The organism is Acinetobacter sp. 24-47-66 (genome assembly GCF_056779755.1).
Genome location: NZ_JBWYIL010000016.1, coordinates 29,371 through 55,026 on the forward strand (window position 1 = coordinate 29,371; position 25,656 = coordinate 55,026).

Annotated in this window: 25 protein-coding genes; 12 read left to right on the forward strand and 13 right to left on the reverse strand. The window is 40.3% G+C overall.

The genetic code is table 11. From position 1 onward, the window contains the following. Positions 1–101: 101 nt before the first annotated feature. Positions 102–1,412: an MFS transporter gene (locus tag AC1M84_RS12565; RefSeq protein ID WP_035267948.1), complete on the forward strand. Its 1,311-nt coding sequence runs from the start codon at positions 102–104 to the stop codon at positions 1,410–1,412. A gap of 40 nt (positions 1,413–1,452) precedes the next feature. On the opposite strand, the gene AC1M84_RS12570 is transcribed toward AC1M84_RS12565, so the two are convergent. Then, complete coding sequence (locus AC1M84_RS12570; RefSeq protein ID WP_481594009.1) at positions 1,453–2,463, reverse strand: metallophosphoesterase; 1,011 nt, start codon at positions 2,461–2,463, stop codon at positions 1,453–1,455. A gap of 99 nt (positions 2,464–2,562) precedes the next feature. On the opposite strand from AC1M84_RS12570, the gene AC1M84_RS12575 reads away from it, so the two are divergent. Continuing rightward, complete coding sequence (locus AC1M84_RS12575; protein ID WP_481595114.1) at positions 2,563–4,197, forward strand: phospholipase D family protein; 1,635 nt, start codon at positions 2,563–2,565, stop codon at positions 4,195–4,197. Positions 4,198–4,236: 39 nt separating this feature from the next. Here the strand turns inward: AC1M84_RS12575 and AC1M84_RS12580 are convergent, their stop codons facing one another. Next, positions 4,237–5,031 carry a lysophospholipid acyltransferase family protein gene (locus AC1M84_RS12580; RefSeq protein ID WP_481595104.1) on the reverse strand — a complete coding sequence of 265 codons (795 nt, stop codon included), beginning with the start codon at positions 5,029–5,031 and terminating at the stop codon, positions 4,237–4,239. Positions 5,032–5,203: 172 nt separating this feature from the next. Between AC1M84_RS12580 and AC1M84_RS12585 the strand changes: the two genes are divergently transcribed. The 4 genes from AC1M84_RS12585 to AC1M84_RS12600 all read left to right on the forward strand — a co-directional run bounded on the left by AC1M84_RS12585 (position 5,204) and on the right by AC1M84_RS12600 (position 7,842). Next, positions 5,204–5,341, forward strand: coding sequence for a hypothetical protein (locus tag AC1M84_RS12585; protein WP_481595105.1), 138 nt, complete (start codon positions 5,204–5,206; stop codon positions 5,339–5,341). Between the two features lie 68 nt (positions 5,342–5,409). Continuing rightward, complete coding sequence (gene hflX, locus AC1M84_RS12590; protein WP_092768502.1) at positions 5,410–6,741, forward strand: ribosome rescue GTPase HflX; 1,332 nt, start codon at positions 5,410–5,412, stop codon at positions 6,739–6,741. Positions 6,742–6,783: 42 nt separating this feature from the next. After that, the gene (locus tag AC1M84_RS12595; RefSeq protein WP_092768555.1) at positions 6,784–7,155 is read left to right on the forward strand and encodes a hypothetical protein; all 372 of its coding nucleotides are present in this window, start codon (positions 6,784–6,786) and stop codon (positions 7,153–7,155) included. Positions 7,156–7,164: 9 nt separating this feature from the next. After that, positions 7,165–7,842 carry an LrgB family protein gene (locus AC1M84_RS12600; RefSeq protein ID WP_035270007.1) on the forward strand — a complete coding sequence of 226 codons (678 nt, stop codon included), beginning with the start codon at positions 7,165–7,167 and terminating at the stop codon, positions 7,840–7,842. Positions 7,843–7,917: 75 nt separating this feature from the next. Here AC1M84_RS12600 and AC1M84_RS12605 read toward each other — a convergent pair whose 3' ends face one another. From AC1M84_RS12605 to AC1M84_RS12620, 4 genes are all read right to left on the reverse strand, one after another. Beyond that, entirely contained in the window at positions 7,918–8,769 is an 852-nt protein-coding gene (locus AC1M84_RS12605; RefSeq protein WP_092768500.1) for a symmetrical bis(5'-nucleosyl)-tetraphosphatase, read from the reverse strand. Further along, positions 8,770–9,582, reverse strand: coding sequence for a 16S rRNA (adenine(1518)-N(6)/adenine(1519)-N(6))-dimethyltransferase RsmA (gene rsmA / locus AC1M84_RS12610; protein ID WP_035270009.1), 813 nt, complete (start codon positions 9,580–9,582; stop codon positions 8,770–8,772). A 30-nt stretch (positions 9,583–9,612) separates the two neighbouring features. Further along, the gene (gene pdxA, locus AC1M84_RS12615; RefSeq protein WP_228133293.1) at positions 9,613–10,593 is read right to left on the reverse strand and encodes a 4-hydroxythreonine-4-phosphate dehydrogenase PdxA; all 981 of its coding nucleotides are present in this window, start codon (positions 10,591–10,593) and stop codon (positions 9,613–9,615) included. Between the two features lie 105 nt (positions 10,594–10,698). Continuing rightward, the gene (locus tag AC1M84_RS12620) at positions 10,699–11,121 is read right to left on the reverse strand and encodes a hypothetical protein (protein ID WP_035270015.1); all 423 of its coding nucleotides are present in this window, start codon (positions 11,119–11,121) and stop codon (positions 10,699–10,701) included. A 211-nt stretch (positions 11,122–11,332) separates the two neighbouring features. On the opposite strand from AC1M84_RS12620, the gene rplM reads away from it, so the two are divergent. The 5 genes from rplM to AC1M84_RS12645 all read left to right on the forward strand — a co-directional run bounded on the left by rplM (position 11,333) and on the right by AC1M84_RS12645 (position 14,811). Continuing rightward, the gene (gene rplM, locus AC1M84_RS12625) at positions 11,333–11,761 is read left to right on the forward strand and encodes a 50S ribosomal protein L13 (protein ID WP_035270016.1); all 429 of its coding nucleotides are present in this window, start codon (positions 11,333–11,335) and stop codon (positions 11,759–11,761) included. A 12-nt stretch (positions 11,762–11,773) separates the two neighbouring features. Then, positions 11,774–12,160 carry a 30S ribosomal protein S9 gene (gene rpsI / locus AC1M84_RS12630; RefSeq protein ID WP_035270019.1) on the forward strand — a complete coding sequence of 129 codons (387 nt, stop codon included), beginning with the start codon at positions 11,774–11,776 and terminating at the stop codon, positions 12,158–12,160. Between the two features lie 869 nt (positions 12,161–13,029). Beyond that, the gene (locus AC1M84_RS12635) at positions 13,030–13,683 is read left to right on the forward strand and encodes a glutathione S-transferase N-terminal domain-containing protein (protein WP_481595106.1); all 654 of its coding nucleotides are present in this window, start codon (positions 13,030–13,032) and stop codon (positions 13,681–13,683) included. A gap of 21 nt (positions 13,684–13,704) precedes the next feature. Next, positions 13,705–14,139: a ClpXP protease specificity-enhancing factor gene (locus AC1M84_RS12640; protein WP_035269488.1), complete on the forward strand. Its 435-nt coding sequence runs from the start codon at positions 13,705–13,707 to the stop codon at positions 14,137–14,139. A 21-nt stretch (positions 14,140–14,160) separates the two neighbouring features. Next, positions 14,161–14,811 carry a hypothetical protein gene (locus tag AC1M84_RS12645; RefSeq protein ID WP_035269490.1) on the forward strand — a complete coding sequence of 217 codons (651 nt, stop codon included), beginning with the start codon at positions 14,161–14,163 and terminating at the stop codon, positions 14,809–14,811. A 44-nt stretch (positions 14,812–14,855) separates the two neighbouring features. Here AC1M84_RS12645 and AC1M84_RS12650 read toward each other — a convergent pair whose 3' ends face one another. From AC1M84_RS12650 to AC1M84_RS12675, 6 genes are all read right to left on the reverse strand, one after another. After that, positions 14,856–16,805 carry an acetyl/propionyl/methylcrotonyl-CoA carboxylase subunit alpha gene (locus tag AC1M84_RS12650; protein ID WP_481595107.1) on the reverse strand — a complete coding sequence of 650 codons (1,950 nt, stop codon included), beginning with the start codon at positions 16,803–16,805 and terminating at the stop codon, positions 14,856–14,858. Between the two features lie 83 nt (positions 16,806–16,888). Continuing rightward, a complete protein-coding gene (locus tag AC1M84_RS12655; protein WP_481595108.1) occupies positions 16,889–17,719 on the reverse strand; it encodes an enoyl-CoA hydratase/isomerase family protein in 831 nt (276 codons plus the stop codon). Positions 17,720–17,733: 14 nt separating this feature from the next. Continuing rightward, entirely contained in the window at positions 17,734–18,891 is a 1,158-nt protein-coding gene (locus tag AC1M84_RS12660; protein ID WP_481592318.1) for an acyl-CoA dehydrogenase family protein, read from the reverse strand. Between the two features lie 136 nt (positions 18,892–19,027). Next, a complete protein-coding gene (locus tag AC1M84_RS12665) occupies positions 19,028–20,641 on the reverse strand; it encodes an acyl-CoA carboxylase subunit beta (protein ID WP_092768482.1) in 1,614 nt (537 codons plus the stop codon). 31 nt (positions 20,642–20,672) lie between these two features. Next, on the reverse strand, positions 20,673–21,554 hold the full coding sequence (locus AC1M84_RS12670) for an SDR family oxidoreductase (RefSeq protein ID WP_481595109.1): 882 nt from the start codon (positions 21,552–21,554) through the stop codon (positions 20,673–20,675). A gap of 72 nt (positions 21,555–21,626) precedes the next feature. Beyond that, on the reverse strand, positions 21,627–23,432 hold the full coding sequence (locus AC1M84_RS12675) for an acyclic terpene utilization AtuA family protein (protein ID WP_481595110.1): 1,806 nt from the start codon (positions 23,430–23,432) through the stop codon (positions 21,627–21,629). 154 nt (positions 23,433–23,586) lie between these two features. Here AC1M84_RS12675 and AC1M84_RS12680 point away from each other — a divergent pair, with 154 nt between their 5' ends. After that, positions 23,587–24,189, forward strand: coding sequence for a TetR/AcrR family transcriptional regulator (locus AC1M84_RS12680; protein ID WP_481593999.1), 603 nt, complete (start codon positions 23,587–23,589; stop codon positions 24,187–24,189). 52 nt (positions 24,190–24,241) lie between these two features. Here the strand turns inward: AC1M84_RS12680 and AC1M84_RS12685 are convergent, their stop codons facing one another. Then, entirely contained in the window at positions 24,242–25,405 is a 1,164-nt protein-coding gene (locus AC1M84_RS12685) for an acyl-CoA dehydrogenase family protein (protein ID WP_481595111.1), read from the reverse strand. Between the last annotated feature and the right edge of the window lie 251 nt (positions 25,406–25,656).

Consider the following 25,656-nt stretch of genomic DNA (forward strand, 5'->3'; position numbering starts at 1 on the left):
GCGAGTTGGTATTTCGTATTTTTTTAAGAAATTACGCCTTTTTTAAAAAGATTACGCTATTAAATCTAAGTTTTTTATTTTTAGTAAGTGTAAGGTCTCTCATGGCGTCTAATACAGCATCACAACAAGCTCAACCCGCAAACTCTAAAACTCGGGTATTAACTGCAAGTCTCGTTGGTACAACCATCGAGTTCTTCGATTTTTATATTTACGCAACAGCTGCAGTCATTATTTTCCCCTACTTGTTCTTTCCAACAAGTACAGATCCTATGACAGCAACGATTCAATCATTAGCAACTTTTGCAATCGCATTCATCGCACGTCCTATCGGCGCCGCACTATTCGGTCATTTGGGAGATCGAATCGGTCGTAAAGCAACCTTAGTGGCAGCCTTGCTAACCATGGGACTTTCTACCGTTGCGATTGGTTTACTTCCAACCTATGCGCAAATTGGCATTGTGGCACCCTTACTTTTAGCTTTGTGCCGATTAGGTCAGGGCTTAGGTTTAGGTGGCGAATGGTCAGGTGCAGTTCTACTCGCAACTGAAAATGCGCCAGAAGGCAAACGTGCTTGGTACGGTATGTTCCCTCAACTTGGTGCACCTATCGGCTTCATCCTTGCCACAGGCTCTTTCCTTACGCTTGGGGCATTCATGAGTGAAGAAGCATTCATGTCATGGGGATGGCGTATTCCATTTATTTCAAGTGCCTTATTGGTGATTGTAGGCTTGTGGATTCGCTTAAAGTTGCATGAAACGCCAGCATTCCAAAACGTGCTTGATAAACAAAAAGAAGTGAATGTCCCTTTTGTACAAGTTTTTAAAAAGCATTCAAAAATGCTTGTACTCGGAACGATTGCAGCCATTTGTACTTTCGTAGTTTTTTACTTAACCACTGTATTTGCATTGCAATGGGGTACAAAACAATTAGGTTACTCTCGTGAAGAGTTCCTACAACTTCAGTTGGTTGCAACGCTTTGTTTTGCAGCATTTATTCCCCTTTCTGCAATTTTTGCGGAAAAGTTCGGTCGTAAAACCACTTCGATCGCGGTGTGTGTAATTTCTGCTATTTTTGGTATTTTCTTTGCGGACATGTTGGAGTCAGGAAGCACACTGATTGTGTTCTTATTCTTATGTATTGGTCTTGCGATTATGGGCTTAACCTATGGTCCAATCGGTACGGTACTTTCAGAAATCTTCCCGACATCGGTGCGTTATACTGGTTCGGCGTTAACATTTAACCTTGCTGGTATTTTTGGTGCATCTTTCGCACCTTTGATTGCAACGAAATTGGCAACTGAATATGGTTTGTCTGCAGTAGGCTATTATTTGACGGCTGCATCAATCCTTTCACTGATTGCTTTCCTGATGATTCGCGAAACGAAACATGATGATGTGAATAATCAAATTTGATGTTTTCATCTAAAAAAACCGGCTTAAGCCGGTTTTTTTATTAGCTGAGTTCAATGATATCAATCATCGGTGGTACTCTGAATCTGAATGGGACACCTACCATGCCAGTACCTACGGACACATAAACATTGGCATGTTCATGCTTATATAAACCACGTTTATGACCCAAGATAGACACTTTTTTCATGATGTAATCTGTCAACCACGGAAGCTCCACTTGTCCCCCATGTGTATGCCCTGACAACATCAACGGATGAGTTGGCAATTTTGGCACCATATCCACCGTATCCGGATTATGTGACAGAATTAACCACGGCTTATCTTGTGGTAAATCAGGCATATCCCTCATGTCGGCCTTACCTGCCCACAAATCCCCCACACCAATCAATCTAAACTCATCAAACTCAACAATCTTACCTTCAATATCCATCACCTGATTTGAAGCTAGCGCATCTTTTAATAATGCCTGAATTGGTGGACCTGGATATTGCTCATCATGATTACCATTCACAGAATAGACAGGCGCTTGGATTTCTCTCAATACTCGGAGCTCTTCTGCCAGCTTATTTTCTGGTTCGTAGGTCCAATCTCCTGCCACAACCACTAAATCTGGTTGAACTTGATTAATCTTATTTACGATAATTTTCAATTGTCTTTCATGCCCAGAAAACAATCCAATATGTAGGTCTGCAATTAATGCCACTTTAATCGGACGTTTAAAGGGTTGCGTTGAACTTAACTTGTAACTCAGGTTATTCACTACTACACGATGTGGCTCAATGAAACGTGCATAAATCAATATACTGCTCAACAAGAAAATAAACACACCTTCATGCAATGAAAATATACCTTGCCAAGTAGCAAAAATACTAAAAAACCACAACGGAACAAGTAAATAAGAAAGATAAAATGCCAAGAGATGAACAAAGGCTTTAAATGGATGTATGGTTTCAGTTCGAGATTGGCTCATCCATGCTTGCGTGACTCCCCAAATAGCGAAGAGCGAGAAAATAATATAGAACGCAGCAAGGATGTTATTTGTTGTCCACATATTCAATCTCTTTCATTAAATCAGACGAATAATCTGAGTGGTTCATTTATCTTTTAAATGGTGCTCTTTATACTTTAGCACACTGAGTTCAAAGAATAGATTATGCAAGCAAATCACATGAAAAAGAATCAATCTCAACAATTGAATCGCCAAAAGAGTACATCTTTTAAAATGCGCTTCATCATGAGTTCATGTTTGGTTCTTGCTTTACCTGCATGCTCAACTTTACCTACTCAACAAGCTATTGCACCTCAATATGCGTACGACATCGACACTCATGACACTTCATTGGCGCAAATTGTCGAACCTTTGAAAATTAAGAATCCTGAATTAACAGGTTTTCATGTTTTATATGATCCAATCGAAGCGATAGCTGCACGTTTTCAATTAATTGAGAAAGCTGAGAAAACACTCGACCTTCAATATTACATTTGGGATAACGACCGTGTAGGTGCATTGGCTCTTTATAAAATCATTCAAGCTGCTGATCGTGGTGTAAAAGTCAGATTGTTAATGGATGACAACAACGCTAAGACGATGGAAAGTATTTATCTCGCGTTGGACCAACATCAAAACATTGACGTAAAGTTATTCAATCCTTATAAATTCCGACGCCTTAGACCCGTTGATATGATTTTGGATCTGAAACGTATCAATCGACGGATGCACAACAAAACGTTTACAGCTGACAATCAAATTACCCTGATTGGCGGCCGAAATATGAGTAATCAATACTACAATGTCAGTGACCGATATCAATTTTCAGATGTCGATGTCATGCTTGTCGGTCATGCAGTAAGTGATATTACCCACTCATTTGATGAGTACTGGAATCATGAATATGCCTATCCAGTTAAAAATATTGTCAATCATCAACAATATACATTGCGCTATGAAGGTTTAAAACAGCAACTGCAAGAGCACTTTGATGATGGTGCTGTACGTAGTTATGTTGAAATTACTCGTGAATCTCATGATTTTGATCGTTGGCTCAATCAAGAAATTAAGCTGGATTGGGTGAAAGCAGAAGTTATCAAAGATTCACCAGAAAAAATCAAAGCGAAAGCAAAGAAAGAGGAACATCTCAACTTTCAACTGGTTGAACGCTTAGAGAAACCAGAAAAAAGTGTCGATATCATTTCCGCTTACTTCGTTCCTGAACGCAAGGGTGAGCAACGCTTAAGTGCGATCGCACAAGATGGCGTTAAAGTTCGCGTACTGACCAACTCTTTTAAAGCCAATGATGTTGCGCTTGTACATGCATTTTATGCGAAATATCGTCAGGATTTACTGCAAAACGGCGTAGAGTTATATGAGTTCCTCCCTGCTTTGCCAGAAGAATTCCAAAATAAAAATAATATTGAAATTTCTAAGCAGTCCAAAGTGAGCCTTAAAGGGCTGAGTCGCTCAAGCCTGCATGCAAAAATGATGGCTTTGGATGATAAGCAAGTATTTATCGGATCATTTAATTTTGATCCACGTTCAGCCAATTTAAATACTGAAATTGGCGTCATTTTAAACAGCCAACCCCTAGCGCAAGCTGTGCATAAAACCATGGATCAGAACCTAAAAAAATATGCCTATAAATTAGTTCTAGATTCACAAAATAATATTAATTGGAAACAAGCGACACCTGAAGGTATTAAAATCTATACCAAAGAACCAAAAATGAAATGGTGGCAAAAAGCAAGCTTGAAAGTTATCTCATGGTTGCCAATCGAAGGATTCATGTAAGAGCAGGGATCATCATGATCCCTGCTTTGCTTCTAATGATTAAGCTTTGAGTACTTTTTGATGTAATGCTTCCAATCCTTCCTGCATTCTGAGTTGCACTTCTCTCGTTAAGCTTTCTACTGTATGCCCAGTAACATCAATCGTGGGCAAGGCTGTTAAATGTGCAACGACTTGAGGCATTTCCAATACCGCTTTGAGATGCGCGGCAAATCCGATATTTCCAATGAAGGGAGCAACCTGATCTAACTCCCCCTCTTGATTGACATAACAGATTAAACAAACTTGCACTGGTTTTTGAGCCTCGATGGCTGCAGCTAAAATTCTTCCATGCACTTTTTTGACTTTAGTTCCATCAGTCGTGGTTGCTTCTGGAAAAAATAAGACAGGGATATTTTGCTTCAAAAATTCTGTGATTTGCTCTTTAATACGGACCGAATCTCCTGAACCTCGTTTAATGAACAGTGTTCCACCACCCTTGGCAAGTTTCCCAAAAATCGGCCAATTTTCAATTTCTGCTTTTGCTAAGAAAAATACACGCGCACTCGAACCTAATACAGGAATATCTAACCAAGAGATATGATTGCTCACCCATAATGCGGGTTCACGAGGAATGTTGCCATGCACTTGTAAATCGATATTAAAAACTTTGCATAAGCGACGGCAAAAATGTTGTACATAGCGAGTATTGTTTGGATTATTCGGATTTTTATACATTTGATGCCTAAAAATTAAATAAAACCCTTCAGTGACAGCAGCAGTACCTGAGATGATTTTTTGGCTATATAGCGCTGTTTTTGAAAATAAATTGAGTTTTTTAGGCGTTAATGTTGTCATAAATTATTTCACTAAATAATAACAGGCGTTATCCACTATAGCTCCATTCTATACTGAGCTCACCAGAGATGCATTGATTATAAAAACCGTATACATAGATTTGAAAATTCAATTTCAATTCAAATACCCAATAAAATATAATTTTTAAATCGAATTTATAGATTTAAAAATTATGCAAACTACAACTCAATCACCATCAAATCAAGTCATTCCCATCTGGTCGGCACTCTTCTCATTGGCATCAATTGTCGGTGGCGTCTTTTTATTTATGCTGGCGTTTATACTTATGTTCAAAACTGCTTTAGGTTAATTTAAATCTATTTCCCTCAATTGTTCAATTTCCTCTACACTAGAGTTTTGATGTGGAGTATTAGCTGAGTGGAAGTTACTGGACAAAATCAAGCAAATGAACGTGCGGTCTTGGTGAGTGTTAATGTCCAAATATTAGAAGATCTTGATCAAGAAGAATTTCGTTTATTGGCCAAATCTGCTGGTGCAGAGATTCTTGAACATATACAAGCTCAACGTATTAAACCTGACCCTAAATTTTTTATTGGTTCGGGTAAAGCTGAAGAAATCGCCGAATTTGTTGCAGCGGTAGAAGCTGATATTGTCATTTTCGATCATTCCCTCACACCATCTCAAGAACGTAATCTCGAGCGTGTTATTCAATGTCGTGTCATCGATCGTACTCGCCTTATCTTAGATATTTTTGCACAACGCGCACGCACACATGAAGGTAAACTACAAGTTGAATTGGCTCAGTTAGACCATCTCGCTTCACGTTTAGTGGGTGGTCGCATGGGCTTAGATGGCCAAAAAGGTGGTATTGGTTTACGTGGTCCAGGTGAAACACAATTAGAAACAGATCGTCGTTTACTTCGTCTCCGCATAACCCAGCTCAAAGACAAACTTGAAAAAGTCCGCCAAACACGAATTCAAGGTCGTGCAGCGCGTCAAAAAGCGTCTATTCCAACAGTGTCTCTAGTCGGTTATACCAACGCAGGAAAATCCACCCTATTTAATATTCTTGCTGAAAGTGATGTGTATGCAGCAGATCAATTGTTCGCAACTCTTGACCCAACTTTAAGAAGATTAAATTGGGATGGCATTGGAACATTGGTCTTGGCTGACACAGTGGGATTCGTTCGCAATCTTGCACACTCGTTAGTAGAGTCATTCAAAGCAACCCTTGAAGAAACACTTGAGGCGACTTTGCTTTTACATGTTATCGATTCAAATAGTCCAGAAAAGCTTGAGCAAATTGATGCTGTTGAAAAAGTCCTAAAAGAAATTGGGGCTCAAGTGCCAATACTACGCGTATACAACAAAATTGATCAAACGGGAGAAGAACCTAAAATCATTTATGCTTCTCCCAATTTGCCTGATCGAGTCTATGTTTCAGCACACTCAAGTCAAGGTTTAGATTTACTGCGACAAGCCGTTCAAGAGTGTTTAATGGGGCAAATACAACAATTTGAACTCACACTCAGACCTGAATATGGCAAATTACGCAATCAACTGTATGAATTAAATGTGATTCAGTCTGAACATTATGATGATCTAGGTCATTTGATTTTAAATATTCAAATTGCGCCACATAAATTAGAGCAACTTATAAAACAAGCACATTTACCAATTGATCAAATTCTTGGTGATAAGGCGCAACAATTTAAAAGACCTTTAGAAGAGTTTGAAATCAAATCATAAATCAGTTAAAACGTGATAAATAATGTTAAAAGTATAATCATGATGCAGTGGATGAAAACGATAGATTGGCCAGCATGGATTGGCACCATAGTGCTTATTATTGGCTTCCGAGAAGGTTCAGTTTGGCTTATGACTCAATTGAATCATCCCGAACTGGGCAATCTTGTCGGGTTGCTTTCCTTACTACTTGTACTGTTTGCTTGGCGTAGATTTGGCACTCTTCCAACCAGAGTTGTCGATGTAAATAATAAAATCATGAAAGAAAGTGCTTTCGCATTTTTACCAATTAGTGCTGGGGCATTGGTTATGTTGGTTCATATGGGTAAAGAAATTCCTCTTTTTTTACTCGTACTCACGTTAAGTACACTTATTCCACTTTGGGTTTACGCCAAAATGGCAAAACGCTGGTTATAGGAGAGAAATATGCTCGCAATTTTAATCGGCTTTGCTATTACGTTATTCGCCTATTTAATTTCAAAACCCTGTAACCGTGTCGTACCACAGATTCCTGTAATTGTATTCGGGATGTTCTTTGTGATCGTCATCTTACTGATTATTGGTATTCCTTATGATCACTACATGAAAGATGTCAATCCGATTTTTGATCATTTATTAGGATACGTCACAGTGGCTCTCGCGATCCCACTTGCAGCGATGCGTTATGACGATTTACCACTAAAAGGCATTTTAGGAATATTAGTGTTTGCTAGTGTCAGTGCTGTCGCATTGCCTATGGGCTTAGCGTATCTACTGCATATGGCAGATTCGACCATTATGGCTTTCGCTACACGTGCAGTGACAACACCAATCGCAATTAATATTGCGACCTTACTCCATGCACCAATTAGCTTAGCCATTTTAATCGTTATTTTATCTGGCGTGATTGGCGCAGCTTTTTCACCACTCATACTACGTCATATTAATGATGAGCGTGCCTCAGGCTTAGCACTCGGTTTAGCAGCCCATGCGATTGGGACAGCTCAAGCTTGGCAACGAGGCAGTGTAGCTGGTCGTTATGCTGCATTTGGTATGGCGGTAAATGCAACGTTTACAGCCGTTTGGCTCCCTACTTTTATTCACTTTTTAAAAGCGACCTCTTGATATACCCACAACTGAAAATAAAAAAGCCACTGATGAGTGGCTTTTTTATTAGACGAAAACGACCAAAAGTAGATTCTATGCAAACATAGGATTATCTACAGCAAACATTTGCTGATCTTCAAGACGATACGCCATTAATTGATTGCCCCAGACACAACCACCGTCAACATTCTGAATATGCGCAGATATTGTTTTGCCCTGTAAGGCAGCCCAATGTCCAAAAATGACTTGATGAGTTTGAGCAGCTTTTGACTCATATTCAAACCATGGCTGATAGCCAGCTGGCATCGGCTCATCTAAAGCATCTTTAAAACTAAATTCAAGTCGACCCTCTGGATCAGTCAAACGCATACGGGTTAGATAATTCACGATACATCGTAAGCGCTCATATCCTGTTAAATCATCTGACCATAATGTAGGTTCTTTACCATACATTTCTTTCAAAAATGCATCCAGAACATCAAAATCATCATGCGCAATAACCGTTTCAACCTCTTGAGCAAACTGTTTCACTTGCTCTACTGTCCAAATATGTGGAATACCCGCATGTGTAATGACAATATTTTCATTTGGACATAAACATAAGGGTTGTTTGCGTAACCAGTCGATTAAATCATCACTGTCAATCGCATCAATCACATCACGAGTATTGTCTTTCTCTTTAATCTCTTTAATGCCCCTTGCGCCCGCTAACAAGGTCAGATCATGATTACCCAAGACTGTCGCAGCAACGCCTCGATCGACCAGTTTCTTGATAAAACGTAAAGCGCCAATCGAGTTTTCACCACGTGCGACTAAATCACCCGCAAACCATAAAAAATCCTGATCAGGATCAAATTTGATTTCCTTGAGTAACATTTTCAAAGCTTCAAAACAGCCCTGAACATCACCAATCACGTAATTATATCGAATGTTTTCACCAGCCATTTATGCATCTACCATTTGATCTGCAAGTGCAACAAATTGAGCAAGTGTTAATGTTTCTGGACGCGCCATTGGATCAACACCAGCTTTTTCAAATCCTTCCTCTTGCAACATGCCTTTTAAACTGTTGCGAAGTGTCTTACGGCGTTGTGTAAATACATGGGAGACTAAACGTGCCAAGGCTTTTTCATTCTTCGCCACTATTGGTTTTACATCATACGGCTCTAAGCGAAATACCGCAGAAGTTACTTTGGGTGGTGGATTGAACGAACCAGGTGGCACTTCAAACAAGAATGTCGGTTTACAGTAGTACTGAATCATGACTGATAAACGACCATATTCTTTGGTATTTGGTGATGCCGTAATACGATCGACCACTTCTTTTTGCAACATGAAGTGCATGTCTTTGACTTTGTCACCAAACTCTAAGAGATGAAATAACAAAGGTGTAGAAATGTTATAAGGTAAGTTACCGACAACACGCAACGGACGACCATCAAACAGTTCAGTGAAATCGTAGCGTAAGGCATCAGTTTCCACAATAGTTAAACGTTCAGGATGCGGTACACGACCGGGTAATCCAGCTGCTAAATCACGGTCTAATTCAATGACAGTCAAAGCATCACATTCACCAATTAAAGGCGATGTTAAAGCAGCAAGACCTGGACCAATTTCAACAATATTGTCACCAGTACGCGGGTTCACCGAACGCACAATTTTGGCAATGACACGTTGGTCATGTAAGAAGTTTTGACCAAAACGCTTACGCGTGTGATGCCCTTCATCTTTCGGGTTTAAGGCATTAATCTGATACATAAAGATTTCCAACGTGTAATTAAGACAAGATCACTGACGCGCTAAATCGAGCGCTAAGTCCACAGCCACCTGTAAGCTCGAGCTTTTCGCAAGTCCAGTACCTGCGAGGGAGAGTGCTGTGCCATGATCGACAGAGGTGCGAATAAACGGCAAGCCCAAAGTAATATTAATGGCTTCACCAAATCCTTGCGATTTTAACACAGGTAATCCCTGATCGTGATACATGGCTAAAACTGCATCGGCATCTTTTAAATTTTCTGGTGTAAATAAGGTATCTGCAGGCAGACATAAACTCATGTCTATCCCTTGCGCACGATAGCGTTCAAGTACAGGATTAATCACTTCGATCTCCTCCACTCCTAAATAACCATCTTCACCTGCATGAGGATTTAAACCGCACACCAAAATTTTGGGAGATTCGATTTTAAATTTTGATTTTAAATCATGAATCAGAATGTCGATGACCTGATGCAAGCGCTCAGCTGTAATCGCATCCGCAACCGCACGAAGGGGTAAGTGCGTGGTTGCAAGTGCAACACGTAAGGTTTTGGTTGCCAGCATCATGACCACGCGTAACACACCAGCAAACTCTTGGTAAAACTCAGTGTGACCACTGAAATGAATACCTGCCTCATTAATCACTGACTTTTGTACAGGTGCTGTCGCCACGCCAACGCTTTTACCTGACATCGCATAATCTGCAGAACGGCGGAGTTGCTCTAAGACATAACTCGCATTTTGAGCATTTAACTCACCCAGTACTACTCTTTCATTTAAAGGAATATGTTCCACATAAAGCTGACCCACTTTTGACGATGTTTGTTGCCCTTGATACTCAATCACTTCAACTTCAAGATGAAGTATTTCTGCACGTTGCTTGAGCATTTGTATATCAGCAAGCACGACGAGTGGACGCTCATCCAGACGTTGCGCAAGGCTTAAACAGATATCAGGACCAATTCCAGCAGGCTCACCGCTGGTGACATACAAAGGAAGCATAACGATCATCATTCAAGGATTTTTATTATTTTAATACAGATCGAATGTGCGATGTTCAACAATCCCAAAATGGTAAAATCTTAGCCCTCTGATTTTTTAATCGTTCTTTTGAGTCTTTTAGCGCCAATCCATACGAAATCTTGCATCTAATAGACCAATTGCATGAGCCATCTCGGATACACATACAATCACGATAACGAGGAACAAACCTAACAAAAGAATCCGTCCAATCGTTGAACGCACTGAATAAAACGCTGAGTCTTTAATGCACAAGAAACCAAAGCCACCGATTGAATAAATAAACCAAGGGAAAATCATAAAATGTGCATACATTGAATATATAAGAATGACACTCAAAACATCGATTCCATAAATAGCGCCAAACACCACGCCTAACGCTAAATATATTCCGAGAAAAATAAATAAAAATCCGGTCAAAAATTTCGTCACTTTACTCACTTTAATTTGATCATGGCGTGAAGATAAATCTGAATGATGAACAGAATGAGAGAAACGATCATTATTATTTTGTGAACTCATCAAAACTCCGAGCTATTATTATGATTATTTCCTCATTCTAAAAGAAATTGATTAAATAAACCGCTATACTTTTCAATCTAAATTAAATAGAATATGCCCCTCGAAATCTTAATATTTTGATTGTGGTTCTAGTGTTTTTCCGCTAGAATTCGCTCTCCTTTTTGTTTGGACAGATTCCACCGTCCAAACCAACTATAATAGGTAGTGGTTAATGAAAACTCTCAGCGCTAAGCCAGCTGAAGTTCAACACGACTGGTACGTTGTTGATGCTTCTGGCAAAACTTTAGGTCGTCTTGCGACTGAAATCGCACGTCGTTTACGCGGTAAGCACAAAACTTCTTATACTCCTCACGTTGACACTGGTGATTACATCGTAATTATCAATGCTGAGCAAGTTCAAGTAACTGGTAACAAGTCACTTGATAAGAAATACTATCGCCACACTGGTTTCCCTGGTGGTATCCGTGAAACTAACTTTGAAAAATTAGTTGCTCACAAGCCAGAAGAAATCTTCCAACGCGCTGTAAAAGGCATGTTGCCAAAAGGTCCTCTTGGTTATGCTATGATCAAGAAAATGAAAGTGTATGCTGGTGCTGAGCATCCTCACACAGCTCAACAGCCACAAGTTTTGGACATCTAAGGGATACAGCACATGGCTACTAACTATGGTACAGGTCGCCGTAAGACCGCAACTGCACGTGTTTTCCTATCTGCTGGTACTGGTAAACTCGTTATTAACAACCGTTCTTTAGAACAATACTTCGGTCGTGAAACTGCTCGTATGGTTGTACGTCAACCACTAGAGCTTTTAGATGCTACTGAGAAATATGACCTTTACATCACTGTTGCTGGTGGTGGTATCGGTGGTCAAGCTGGCGCAATCCGTCACGGTATTACTCGTGCATTGATCGCTGCTGACGAAACTTTAAAACCTGCTCTTCGTCAAGCTGGTTTCGTTACTCGTGATGCTCGTGAAGTTGAACGTAAGAAACTTGGTTTACGTAAAGCTCGTAAACGTCCACAATTCTCTAAACGTTAATTCGTTTTCCGAATTCGGACAAAAAAACCTTGGCTTATGCCAAGGTTTTTTTTCATCTTTATATTTTCCCTTACTCATGAAAATCAGTCGTACACGATACTTTAAAATGAATATTAAACTCTGATATCAATAAAAAGACGCTAGTTTTTATTGCTCTATTTTGACTGACTTAAACAAACATATGCTTAATCATCTATCCCAATTTGAGGATTGTTAACTTTTATAACTTCATTAAAAAATACTTTCATGCAGTTTTTTAAATTAAGAGGATAAAAATGTTAAATAGGGAAATATGTTTATCATTCGCCGTAGCCGCTACAATATTCGGTACATCCAATATTGCACAAGCAAATAACTCACAATCAATAGATGCTTTAGCCGTGTGCTGGCAATCCAATACGGGTAAGCATGTTTGTGATGGACCTATACAAAGATTAATGTCTTCATATGAAAACATAAATAAAGCATTAGAGTTAGTTGGATGCTCAGATGGATATCCTGTACAAAATAATAGTCTGGTACATCGATCTTTAGGTCAAAAATTCTCAGTGGTTTACAAGTGTGGCTATAAACTTAGACCTGGCGACACAAGTGCATTAACTAACAATCGCGACGTCCGTCAATGGTGGAGTGGAATCATACATTAGTGCACAAGGCCGATTTAAAGATCGGCTTTTTACATCGCTTTGGATAAAAAAGTTAAAGATTGAATTTCAACAATGCAAGGATAGAAGTTAATAAAAAACGTTCCAGACATAAATACGAATCAATATAAAATCCAAGTGTTTTAATATGCATCGCTCATTAAACGATGATTTTAGCGTGCTTTTTTAGTATCCTTATCTATTCATTAATACTTTGATTGGAATATGTCAGTCGAAACCACCCCATTACAAGGCATCACCATTTATAGTCATGCAGATGACTTTCGATCGCATTGGATTCGCTTCTTACTGGCAGAAAAACAAATTAAACACAATTTATTTATTATCGACGAAGACAACGAGGATCTTGCGAGTTTAAATCCATACAATCGACTCCCGATGATGATTGAAAATGAGTTAAAACTTTTCAATACATCCATCATTTCTGAATATTTAGATGATCGCTATCGTCAGAATAAGTTATATGCAGATGCTCCTGCTCCACGTGCAGAACAACGCCAATATATATGGCGTTTTGAAAATGACTGGTTAAAACTTGCAGATGATATGTTGCGCCACCCAGACACACTTGATGTTGACGCACAAAAGGCAGCCCAAAAAAAGTTAAAAGATACGCTTATCTCGCTGACACCTTTGTTTCAGCACTATCCTTATTTCATGTCTGAACAATTTACAATTTTAGATTGCATGTTGGCACCGATTTTTATACGGTTAAGAACGATGGGTATTGAGCTTCCAAAGCAACAATGCCGCCCGTTTTATTTATATTGCCAGCGTGTTTTCAGTCGTCCAGCCTTCATTAAGTCCATGACGGTTCAGGAAAAAAATCGTTATAGTCCTGAATTAAAATCCGCTTAAAAAAGCAAAAGAGTGAGTCACATGTCTGATCAAGAAATCAAATTAAGTCCAACTCGCCCGTATTTAGCACGTGCGATTTATGAATGGATTTGCGATAACAATCTCACCCCATATCTACTGGTAGATGCCACACAGCCTTATACCGATGTACCTACACAGTTCGTTCAAGACGGTCAGATTGTTTTAAATATCGTGCCACATGCTGTGCATCAACTACACATGAGCAATGAAGCGATTACCTTTTCTGCACGTTTTGGTGGTGTTTCCAAAGATATTTATGTGCCAATCAATGCTGTACTCGGGTTATATGCAAAAGAAAATGGTCAAGGATTATTCTTTGATCCTGATGAATATGCCAATGCACAAACGGATGAAAATCCGATAGAATCTAAACAGCAACAAAATCAAGAAAATGAAGCACCAAAGAAAAAACCGAGTTTAAGAATTTTGGATTGAAAAAACTTACAGGAGAGTTGAATGGCTTTTGATTTAGTACAATATTTTGTTGAGCAGACCAAAATTCAAAAGCCTCAGCTGTTGAAACAGTATCCAGCTGAACAACGGCATGAATATCTCAATGAATTAAATATCTTAGCTTTAGGTAAACTCATCAGCCTATGGCGTAAAGACGAAAAAAAAATATACCAAGAAATTCATGCCGCTGACCAACTTTATATTCAAGAAGTCGCACGGCATTTGACGACATCTCAACATAATCAGTCTACGCTGTCTCATCAAGAACTTGAAACTGCGACATCAGAGATTTTGACCTTACAGCTTAATGAACTTAAACAACTTGATGTAACAGGTCATTATCAACTACAAGGCATGAATGAATTACTTCAGGGTCAAGTTGAACATCTCTCTGGTAAAGCAAAAGATTGGGTTTGGCTAACAAATAACCTAAATGAGTTGATTGGTTCTCAACCTGTCATTCAAGAAGAGATATCATTAGACCAAACGATGAAGGAGTTTCATGACATGGTCAATCAAGTTCAACATGATCACCACGATGTTGCTGAGCCAGAAGTAGTGGCTACACCAACTTGGGCAAAAGTTTTAGAACCTGTAGTTGCGATTGCAATTCTTTGGGTGCTTTACTGTGCCGTACAAACAGTATTTGCATAAATCCGGTCATAAAAAAAGCCATCGTTAGATGGCTTTTTTATTGCTTATTCAGCATCAACCTCAATATTCATCAAGATTTGACGTTTTTTCACTTGCTGACCAACTTGTCCTACGATTTCACCCACAACACCGTCGACATCTGACTTAATTTGCTGTTGGATTTTCATCGCTTCAAGAATCAATAATGTTTGCCCTTTAGTTACACGCTCTCCAGGTTGAGCAATGACATTTATAATTGCACCATCCATTGGGGCACGAATTTTACCATCCCCTGCCACATCGGCAGTCTCAGGTGGTAAATAGGTAATATTTTCCACCATGACGTTGCCATTCGCGCGATCTAAATAAACAAAATTACCATCAAGAACATAGTCGATTCGACGTCGAATTCCATTAATGCTATAAATCAATTGCTGTGTATTTTGCGCTACAACCTCAATCGACTGGCTTTCACCACAGGTTTCAACACTCACTGAAAGACCATCACGATGCACAATGAGATCTAACTTTTGATCATCATATCGAAGTTTCAGTGGTAATGCTGAAGAAACTCCTGTGTTCCAATCTGTTTGCGCAGATGCATTTATCAACAACGCTGCAATCAATGCTAAGCTTTCTAAATTTAGACTCTGTTTATTCAAACTCACATCACTTTGGAAATGCTGTTGAATAAAACCAGTGTTCACATCACCCTCCACCACAAGTGGATGACGTAATAAGTTAACTAAAAACTCCTTATTACTGTTTACACCTAACAGTACAGAATCATTTACAGCACGTGCAAGTAAACGAATCGCATCGGTACGTGTTTTGCCATGTACGATGATTTTAGCCACCATTGGATCGTAGAATGGGCTAACTTCATCAGTTGGCATCATACCGTGATCGATACGTACGCCTTCTAAATCCGAAGGTTGCCAACGCAATACTTTGCCTGTTTGTGGTAAGAAGTCTTGGCGTGGGTCTTCTGCATATAAACGCACTTCAATGGCATGACCATTCATAGTCAATTCTTCTTGCTTGAGCGGTAATGTTTCACCGTTTGCCACACGAAGCTGCCATTCCACAAGATCAAGACCTGTAATCATCTCTGTTACAGGATGCTCTACTTGCAAACGTGTGTTCATTTCTAAGAAATAAAACTCACCTGATTGATCTAGTAAGAATTCAACCGTACCTGCACCCACATAGTTACAAGCTTTGGCTGCGGCAACTGCGGCATCACCCATGGCTTGACGTGTTTCTTGTGTCAATACTGGACATGGTGCTTCTTCAACCACTTTTTGGTGACGACGTTGAATCGAGCAATCACGTTCAAATAAATACACGTAGTTGCCATGTGTATCACCAAAGACTTGGATTTCTACATGGCGAGGCGCAATCACTGCTTTCTCGATAATCAGCTCACCCGAACCGAACGCATTTTCTGCTTCAGAACGGGCAGTTTTTAACGCTTCAAGCAAATCAGCTTCTTGATGTACAAGACGCATACCACGTCCACCACCACCTGCTGATGCTTTCACCATCAATGGGAAACCTACTTTTTTCGCTTGATCTGCTAAAAAGTCGATGTCTTGTTGGTCGCCTTCATAACCCGGTACACATGGTACGCCTGCTTCGATCATGGCGATTTTAGACAAACGCTTGCTACCCATGAGCTCAATCGCACCTGCAGGTGGACCGATAAAGATAATGCCATTTTCTGCACATGCTGCAGCAAAATCAGTATTTTCTGATAAGAAACCATAACCCGGATGCACCGCATCTGCGCCAGTTTTCTTACATGCTTCGATAATATTTGGAATCGATAAATAAGATTCTGATACTTTTGAAGGACCGATATAAACCGCTTCATCTGCGACTTGTACGTGACGCGCATTTTTGTCGGCATCTGAGTACACAGCAACGGTTTCGTAACCTAAGGCTTTTGCTGTACGCATCACACGAGCAGCAATTTCACCACGGTTTGCAACTAATACTTTTGTAAACGCCATAGTTCCACCAATTTTTTAGGCTCCTCTGATCTTGAGGAGCGTATCCTTTTTAATTCACATTCATACAGGCGTTGGAATGTGGTTTATTCTGCCCAGCTTGGTTGGCGTTTTTGAATAAACGCCATTGTGCCTTCCATGCCTTCTGCGCTTGCCACGGCATCTGCAAATTGACGTGCTGCATCATCAAGTAACGGCCCCAATTCTTCTTTGGTGGTACGATGTAATAATGCTTTGGTTGCACGCGATGCCAATGGCGCACAGCGTTTAATTTGGGTAATGGTTTCTTCAAGTGCTGATGCAAGTTCAACTTCATCTGCAACCACTTGATGCACAATCCCCACCTCTAAAGCGGTTTGACCCTTAAAGCGCATACCTAATAAGGCTAAACGACGTGCTTGAGTTAAGCCAACACGTGTCACCACAAACGGTGCAATTTGTGCAGGTAAAATCCCTAAGCCAGTTTCAGGTAAGCCAAATTGTGCTTCTGCATGCGCAATTGCAACATCAGAGACACATGCCAAACCGAAACCACCACCGAGTACAGCACCTTCAAGTACAGCCACAACCGTTTGTGGTGCTTGATCGACTTGCTCAATCAACGCACCAAAGGTACGGTTAAATTCGGTATATGGTGTGTTGTTTCCCACTTCCATCGCTTTAGCACGGATACCCGCCATATCTTTGATGTTTCCACCTGCACAGAAATGACCGCCTTTACCACGCAAAATTACAGCGCGTACAGACACATCATCTTTGATCGCAGCAAATACCGCTTGCATCGATTGCACCATCTTTAGACTCATCGCATTACGGCTTTCAGGATGGTTTAACCATAAGGTTAAAATGCCACCGTCTTGCTCTAGGATGATGCTGCCATCAACTTCTAAATTGGCAATTGAGCTTGATAATGTCATATCAGATCTCCTGCTTATTTTTTCTTACCAGGAAGGATGTCCATCATCTTACAGATAATGCCAAGCATGATTTCGTCTGCACCACCACCGATCGAAACTAAACGACCATCACGGTAGAATTGTGCTGCTGGGTTGTCTGCCATAAAGCCATTACCACCCCAGAATTGTAAGCAGCTATCTGCAACTTCACGTGTTAAACGACCTGCTTTCAGTTTTGCCATAGACGCCATTTGCGTTACGTTTTCGCCTTCGATATGTAATTGGCAAGCACGATAGGTTAATGCTTTCAGCGCTTCAATTTCAGTCATGAGTTCAGCAAAACGGAAATGGATATATTGGTTGTCAATTAACGGCTGACCAAATGTCGTACGCTCTTTAGTGTACTGAATTGTTTTTTCGATACATTGCAACATACCACCCATGGCGTTAGCAGCACCCCACATACGCTCTTCTTGGAACTGAAGCATTTGCATCATAAAGCCCATGCCTTCTTGACCCACTAAGTTACGCTGTGGCACACGTACGTTGTCAAAGAACACCTGTGCAGTGGTACTTGAACGCATACCTAACTTGTCTAATGGCTCAGAGAATGTAATACCCGGTGTATTTGCAGGAACCACAATCATTGATTTGTTAAAGTGTGGCTTACCATCAGAGGTATTCGCTAATAAACAGAAGAAGTCTGCTTGTAGAGAGTTTGTAATCCACATTTTGTGACCATTGATGATGTAATCATCACCATCTTTAGTTGCTGTGGTTTTTAGTGCTGCAACGTCAGAACCTGCTTGAACCTCAGATACTGCAATCGCTGCAACTTTTTCACCTGCAACTGCTGGCGTTAAAAACTCATCACGTAACTCTTTAGAACCAAAACGTGCAATCGCAGGCGTTGCCATATCGGTTTGTACACCCATCGCAAGTGCAACACCACCAACATTGATACGACCTAACTCTTCTGCAACCACCAAGTTATAAGAGTAATCGAGTGCCAAACCACCGTTTTCTTCAGGTTTACAAATACCTAATAAACCCAAATCACCCATTTTTTTGAATACTTCATGAATTGGGAATCGACCCGCTTTTTCCCATTCTGCTGTAAATGGGTTGATTTCGTTTTCTACAAATTGACGTGTTGTACGGCGTAGCGCTTCATGTTCTTCAGTAAATTTCATTTTTGTCTTCCTTAAAATTTCAATATTTTTTAATCTTTAATCTCCCTTGCGAAGCCATGCTTCTCACCACTTTAAAAAGAGGGGGAATTCCTCACTTTTCACAGGGATGAGGAATATATTCCGCAAGAGGGATTTATTAGAATCTTGGCACACCAAAACGTGTTGGATTCAACTCACGTGCTTGTGATTCATTAATCGTTTGCAATAAGAAAATTAGCAATTTACGTGTATCACGTGGGTCGATAATGCCATCATCATGCAACATCGCTGTGTTGAATAATGCAGTCGATTGCGACTCTAATTTCATTGCTGTCGATTGTTCTAAGAAATCTAACATTTGCTCATTTGGCTCCATGCCAGATTCACGCTGTTTTGCTTCTGCAACAATACGAAGAACTTTACCAGCTTGCGCACCACCCATTACCGCAACACGAGAGTTCGGCCATGAGAAGATAAATTGTGGGCCAAGTGGACGACCACACATCGCATAGTTACCTGCACCGTATGAACCATGTGCAATGATCGAAATCTTCGGCACTGTACAATTCGCAACAGCTTGGATCAGTTTAGAACCATGTTTAATGATGCCGTTTTGTTCTGCATCTGTACCCACCATAAAACCTGTGGTGTTATGCAGGAATAAAATTGGGCGTTTGGTTTGTTCACATAATTGAATAAACTGCGCTGCTTTTGCTGCACCTTGTGGCGTAATTGGGCCATTATTAGTAATGATGCCTAAGTGCATACCACCGACTTTTGACCAACCACACACTGTATGTGAGTCATATTCGTTTTTGAACTCGAAGAAATCAGAATCATCAACAATACGGGCAATGATTTCTTTCATATCCAAAGGTTGTTTTGGATCTGAAGGAATGATGCCAAGCAATTCTTCTGCCGAGTAACGTGGCTCTTTATATTCTGGTGTTTCAAGCTTAACTTGCTCTTTCCAGTTTAAATGCTTAAAGATTTCACGTGCGATACGGATACCATCAGCATCATTTTCTGCTAAGTATTCTGCTGTACCTGCCACTTGTGCATGCATTTCTGCACCACCCAATTCTTCAGCAGTTGCCACTTCCCCTGTTGCTGCCAATAACAATGGCGGTCCTGCAAGCAACATTTCAGTTTGCTTACGTACAGTAATCACATAATCAGAAAGACCCGGTTGGTATGCACCACCTGCTGTTGCGTTACCATGGACTACAGAAACTTGTGGAATTCCTTTTGCAGATAAACGTGCTTGGTTGGCAAATGTTGTACCACCGGCAGTAAATACTTCTGCTGCGTAGTTTAAGTTTGCACCACCACTTTCTGCCAAAGTAATGATTGGTAATTTTTGCTCTAACGCAATTTGGTGTAAACGAAGGCTTTTGTGTACACCCATTGGGGCAATCGTACCGCCTTTGATCGCACTGTTATTGGCAGCCACCATACAACGTGTACCATTTACAAAACCAATCCCTGCAATGATCCCGCCACCTGCTTCTGAACCATCTTTATCATCATGCATCTTGTAACCCACAAGACCACACAACTCTACAAATGGAGAATCTGCATCGAGCAACATACGTACACGCTCATGCGGTAAAATCTTTCCTTTTTTATCAAACTTAGGCTTAGCTTTATAAGAACGATCTAGCGCACTTTTTTGAATCGCTCGAATCTCTTCAATTTGCTCGAGCAATTTCGCTTTATTCTGTTCAAATACTTCGCTTCCTACTGCAACTTCGGACTGAATCACTGCCATTCCGTTTCCTCCTTGTTCCTTATAATCTCGATTAATTCTTTTCGTCTTTTTTCTTTAGTACATCTGGAATAAATGCACGGTGGAAGCCGTTATAAGACTCACTATTTTCTGCAGATGATAATGGGAATACGCGTGTACCTTGTGAAGCCGCACCATCGATACGTACTGTCATCCCTGAAACAAAGTTGGCCGCTTCAGAAAGTAAATACACAATCGCTGAAGACACTTCCGATTCTGTTCCCATACGTTGTAAAGGCACATTGCCTGAAAGGTTTGGGATAATGAATTCTGCGACAGGGCCTGAATAGGTATCCATCCCTGATGAAATAATCCAACCCGGTGCCACACAGTTTACCCGCACACCTGATTTACCCCATTCCACCGCAGCCGTTTTGGTCAGGTTATCAACACCTGAACGTGCTGCACCTGAGTGCCCCATACCCGGCATACCGCCCCACATATCTGCTGCCATATTGACGATGGCACCACCATTTTTTACCATCCACTGGTTATAGGCTTCACGCATAAGATAGAAGGTCGAATGTAAGTTATTACGGATGACCGCATCAAAACCATTGGCAGAAATACTTTCTAATGTTGATGGGAACTGACCACCTGCGTTATTCACTAAACCATCAATACGACCGAATTTTTCGATCACTTCCGCAATCATTTTTTTAACTTGTTCTTCTTCGCGGTTATCACACACGATGCCATGTGCACGACCACCATCTTCAGTGATTTCAGCAATCACTTTTTCAAGTTTTTCGATCTTACGACCTGTAATCACCACTTGCGCACCAAGTGATGCAAGCTCATGCGCCGTACAACGACCAATGCCCGAGCCACCACCTGTTACAATCACGACTTTGCCAGCGAATGCATCATTTCTAAAAATTGATTGATAACCCATTGCGCATATTTCCATTTTTAATTGATGTAAATTGTTTTAGATTGGGCACCATGGCGATGCCCAAATTTATGCTTACAGTAAATCTGCAGGCACTTTCACTGGCATATCTAATAATTGCTGTGCAAAGGCTTTACCTTGTGGGTCAATACGTAAACTTGCAACACCACCACCACCAAGCGCATCAATTAACAAGAAGTTAAGTGCATTTAAGCCCGGCAATTCATAGCGACGTACTTCGCCACCATTACCACCTTCAAACACATGCTTCATATATTCCGCAACATTCGCTTCAGTTAAAGATGCACGAATCCAAGGTAAAAATTCTGGTTTACGTGCAAGTACACCGATGTTGCTGTAGTTACCTTTATCACCACTACGTACATGTGCAACTTGTACTAAAGGCACTTCAACTTCATTACCTGTTAAAGTTGCCACTTCACCTGCTGGAATGGTTGGGATTTCTTGTGGTGCTTCACCATGCGGAACATCAACTTTATGACGCTCGCCATTGATATCCACCTCGATATTTAATTTCGATTTTTCTACCAAGAACGAGAATAATTTAATTACTGGAGATGGTTTTGGACGCCCCCCCACAATCCCTGTTAATGCAGGTGCCATACCTGTAGAAGCTTGTGCAATTTCAGAAGCAAAGAACATACATGCTTCTTTAAACATATGTTTAACGGCAATTTTCACCACAACTTCACGTGGATTTTGCACACGTCGGTTTGCACCATAAGTTGTTTCCGTACCTAAAATCTCAATAGATTTTTCAGTAAATGGTGGAATTGAACGAAGCGCCATTACACGCTCAACTTTATTTAAAATTGCATTAGAAACGGCATAAGCTTTTTCTTCTGCATCTTGGCCTGCAAGTAAGAAGCTGACTAATACACGGTTACCATCAGGATAGGTCGTGCTTACTTTGTAGTGTTGTGTTGGCGCTGTACCTTTTGCACCTGTCACAAGTACACGATGCACACCCACTTGCTCAAGTTTGACTTGGCTAAAATCAGCCGTTACATCAGGCAATAGATAAGCTTGTGGATGACCAATCTCATATACAATTTGTTCGCCTACCGTACCCGGAGATACTAAACCACCTGTACCATTTGGCTTAGTCACCACAAATGATGAATCTGCTTTCACTTCAACAATTGGGAAGCCCATATTGTCAAAGCCTTCAACCAAACGCCAATCTGTGAAGTTACCGCCAGTACATTGTGCACCACACTCAATCACATGACCTGCAAGTGCCGCTTGTGCCAATTTATCGTAATCTGCTAAATCCCATTTGTATTCATGCAATAAAGGCCCAATCACCACAGCCGAATCCACAACACGACCTGTAATTACAATATCTGCACCTAAATCTAAAGCATCACGAATCGCTACAGCACCTAAATATGCATTACTACTTGCGACATGTGGAGGAAGATCCTCACCATTAAACATTTCTTTTATATTTTGTTTTTGAAGTTCAGCGTGCTGATCCATTAAATCATCACCAAGTACCACCGCAACTTTCAAATCCAAACCAGCATTTTTGATCACTTCTTGAAGTGCATCACGGCATGCCAATGGATTTACACCGCCAGCATTACTTACAACTTTGATTTTCTTGTCCGCAATTTTGTTGATGAGCGGTGTCATAACACGACTAACAAAGTCCAATGCATATCCATGAGAAGGATCTTTCATTTTGGCTTTTGCCATGATAGACATGGTGATTTCTGAAAGATAATCAAATACTAAATAGTTAATATCCGACATGTGTACCAATTGAAATGCAGCTGTGTTGGTATCTCCCCAGAAACCTGAAGCACAGCCAATTTTTACAATTTTTTGTTCGTCCTGAATATTTGTCATAACCATCTCATTATTCTGTTTAGAATTTGAGCTTAATCTACCAAGCAAGCGCTTGGTTTGTAAAGTGCAAAATGTTATTATTATTTGCAAATCTGCTTATTGCGCTAAAATTTGCATGGAAGCAACGCGTTTAGAAAACAAAATAGGATAAAATAACAAGATGATCGCGACCTCTATTGACCAAATTCAACCAATAGCCTGCTTTGACGATACACCACGTGGTCGTTTACTTTTGGGGGCAGCTTATTTATTCCATAAACAAGGTTATGCCAAAACCACTGTTCGTGAACTCGCTCAGTTTATTGGTATCCAATCTGGAAGTTTATTTCATCATTTCAAAACCAAAGACGATATTTTGGCACATGTGATGGAACAAACCATCATTTACAATCACGCTTGCCTTGAAAGTGCCATATCCACTTCAGACCATCCAGAGCAACAACTCAAGGCTCTGATTAAAGCTGAACTCGATGCGATCTCTGGGGATACAGGTTCCGCTATGGCTGTATTGGTCTATGAATGGTTTTCACTTTCTGAGGAAAATCAGAAGAAACTATTAAAATTAAGAAATGATTATGAAGAGATATGGCTGAGTGTCATCAAGGTATTACATGACAAAGGCAAAATTAAGCACGATCCTTTTATCTGGCGAAGACTGATTGGTGGGTCAATCGCTTGGACCGTAACTTGGTACAATCCAGAAGGGAAAATGTCACTTGATGAGTTAACCAATATCGTCTGGGATATGGCAATGAATGCTTAACTTTATATCTGATCAATTAAAAAAGGTGGCTTTAGCCACCTTTTTATTTCTTTTAGAAGCCCAGCTGTCGGCTTGCCAAATCTTTCATAATTTCCTCAGCTCCACCGCCTATCATATTCACTTTAACTTCGCGATATATACGTTCAGATTTCATGCCACGCATAAAGCCCATGCCGCCTAGTGTTTGAACGGCTGCATCAGCACAGAATTGCATAGTTTGCGTTGCTACGTTTTTGAGCATACAAATTTGTGCAATCATTTCATTCCCCTGAAGTTCAGGACGACCCATTTTATATGCCGTATCTTCAAGTAAAGCGCGAGTCGTTTGTAAACGTGTTGCCATATCTACCAATTTATGACGAACCACTTGGTGATCAACCAAACGCTTACCAAAAGTACGTCGCTGTTGAGCCCAATCTAAAGCTTCTTCATAACAAACTTTTGCATAACCATAACTACTCGCAGCCAAGAAAAATCGTTCCATATTGAAATTATTCATGATAACAAAGAAGCCCATATTCTCAGGACCAATCAAATTTTTTTCAGGCACTTTAACTTGATCGAAGTGCAAATGAGCGGTATCAGACGCCCACCATCCCATTTTATCTAACTTCGTTTTTGTAATACCTGGCGTATGGGCATCAATCAGTAGCATTGAGATACCATTGGGTCCCTTTCCTTCAGGATCAGTTCGAACGGCAACAGTATAGTAATCAGCACGAATACCAGAAGTAATAAATGTTTTTTCACCACTGACTATATAGTAATCACCTTCTTTTACTGCTTTTGTTTTAAGTGCTGCAACATCAGAACCTCCGCCTGGTTCTGTAATTGCTAAAGCAGAAATCTTCTCACCTGATAAGATTTGTGGCAAAACCTCTGCTTTAACATCTTCACTTGCAAAGCTATTGATTGGCGGTGCACCGATCATATGTGAAAGTAAGGAAGCGATTAACCCACCTGATGCCGCCTTTGCCAACTCCACACATCCCAATAAAGTATAGAATGCATCTGTATCTGGGATACCACCGTATTTTTCATCAAAACCTGATGCCATCAATCCAACTTCTGCAGCTTTTTTGTAGAGTTCTCGTGGAAAAATTTCAGCTTCGTCCCACTCATTTACATAGGGAATAATTTCTTTTTCTACAAATTTTTTTACTGCATCGGCAAATGCAAAGTGTTCATCTGTGTAATAGATCGGATTGTATTGCATCAACTATGTCCCTGAAATTATTTAAATCCTCATAGGCATACTGACATTTATTGTTGTTTTTTTAATTGCAAGAATCATCAATCTTTTGGCATAAATTAACTGAATGGAGCTTCTTATTTAATTACAAGGGTTTAATTATTTTCAAATTCGATTTTTTTCACATAAAAAAACACCCCCTTCTATTGAAGGGGGTGTTTAGAATAATGAGCTGGCGATGACTTACTCTCACATGGGTAACCCCACACTACCAT

What these genes read in the sequence shown, in the direction of transcription:
- AC1M84_RS12565 (WP_035267948.1), top strand. Translation starts at nt 102, where the DNA reads ATGGCGTCTAATACAGCATCACAACAAGCTCAACCCGCAAACTCTAAA.
- AC1M84_RS12645 (WP_035269490.1), top strand. Translation starts at nt 14,161, where the DNA reads ATGGCTTTTGATTTAGTACAATATTTTGTTGAGCAGACCAAAATTCAA.
- AC1M84_RS12620 (WP_035270015.1), bottom strand. Translation starts at nt 11,121, where the DNA reads ATGAGTTCACAAAATAATAATGATCGTTTCTCTCATTCTGTTCATCAT.
- AC1M84_RS12595 (WP_092768555.1), top strand. Translation starts at nt 6,784, where the DNA reads ATGCAGTGGATGAAAACGATAGATTGGCCAGCATGGATTGGCACCATA.
- AC1M84_RS12650 (WP_481595107.1), bottom strand. Translation starts at nt 16,805, where the DNA reads ATGGCGTTTACAAAAGTATTAGTTGCAAACCGTGGTGAAATTGCTGCT.
- rplM (WP_035270016.1), top strand. Translation starts at nt 11,333, where the DNA reads ATGAAAACTCTCAGCGCTAAGCCAGCTGAAGTTCAACACGACTGGTAC.
- AC1M84_RS12680 (WP_481593999.1), top strand. Translation starts at nt 23,587, where the DNA reads ATGATCGCGACCTCTATTGACCAAATTCAACCAATAGCCTGCTTTGAC.
- AC1M84_RS12660 (WP_481592318.1), bottom strand. Translation starts at nt 18,891, where the DNA reads ATGAAATTTACTGAAGAACATGAAGCGCTACGCCGTACAACACGTCAA.
- AC1M84_RS12685 (WP_481595111.1), bottom strand. Translation starts at nt 25,405, where the DNA reads ATGCAATACAATCCGATCTATTACACAGATGAACACTTTGCATTTGCC.
- AC1M84_RS12665 (WP_092768482.1), bottom strand. Translation starts at nt 20,641, where the DNA reads ATGGCAGTGATTCAGTCCGAAGTTGCAGTAGGAAGCGAAGTATTTGAA.
- AC1M84_RS12570 (WP_481594009.1), bottom strand. Translation starts at nt 2,463, where the DNA reads ATGTGGACAACAAATAACATCCTTGCTGCGTTCTATATTATTTTCTCG.
- rsmA (WP_035270009.1), bottom strand. Translation starts at nt 9,582, where the DNA reads ATGTATCAGATTAATGCCTTAAACCCGAAAGATGAAGGGCATCACACG.
- AC1M84_RS12675 (WP_481595110.1), bottom strand. Translation starts at nt 23,432, where the DNA reads ATGGTTATGACAAATATTCAGGACGAACAAAAAATTGTAAAAATTGGC.
- AC1M84_RS12580 (WP_481595104.1), bottom strand. Translation starts at nt 5,031, where the DNA reads ATGACAACATTAACGCCTAAAAAACTCAATTTATTTTCAAAAACAGCG.
- AC1M84_RS12585 (WP_481595105.1), top strand. Translation starts at nt 5,204, where the DNA reads ATGCAAACTACAACTCAATCACCATCAAATCAAGTCATTCCCATCTGG.
- rpsI (WP_035270019.1), top strand. Translation starts at nt 11,774, where the DNA reads ATGGCTACTAACTATGGTACAGGTCGCCGTAAGACCGCAACTGCACGT.
- pdxA (WP_228133293.1), bottom strand. Translation starts at nt 10,593, where the DNA reads ATGATGATCGTTATGCTTCCTTTGTATGTCACCAGCGGTGAGCCTGCT.
- AC1M84_RS12655 (WP_481595108.1), bottom strand. Translation starts at nt 17,719, where the DNA reads ATGACATTATCAAGCTCAATTGCCAATTTAGAAGTTGATGGCAGCATC.
- AC1M84_RS12635 (WP_481595106.1), top strand. Translation starts at nt 13,030, where the DNA reads ATGTCAGTCGAAACCACCCCATTACAAGGCATCACCATTTATAGTCAT.
- AC1M84_RS12600 (WP_035270007.1), top strand. Translation starts at nt 7,165, where the DNA reads ATGCTCGCAATTTTAATCGGCTTTGCTATTACGTTATTCGCCTATTTA.
- AC1M84_RS12605 (WP_092768500.1), bottom strand. Translation starts at nt 8,769, where the DNA reads ATGGCTGGTGAAAACATTCGATATAATTACGTGATTGGTGATGTTCAG.
- AC1M84_RS12670 (WP_481595109.1), bottom strand. Translation starts at nt 21,554, where the DNA reads ATGGGTTATCAATCAATTTTTAGAAATGATGCATTCGCTGGCAAAGTC.
- AC1M84_RS12640 (WP_035269488.1), top strand. Translation starts at nt 13,705, where the DNA reads ATGTCTGATCAAGAAATCAAATTAAGTCCAACTCGCCCGTATTTAGCA.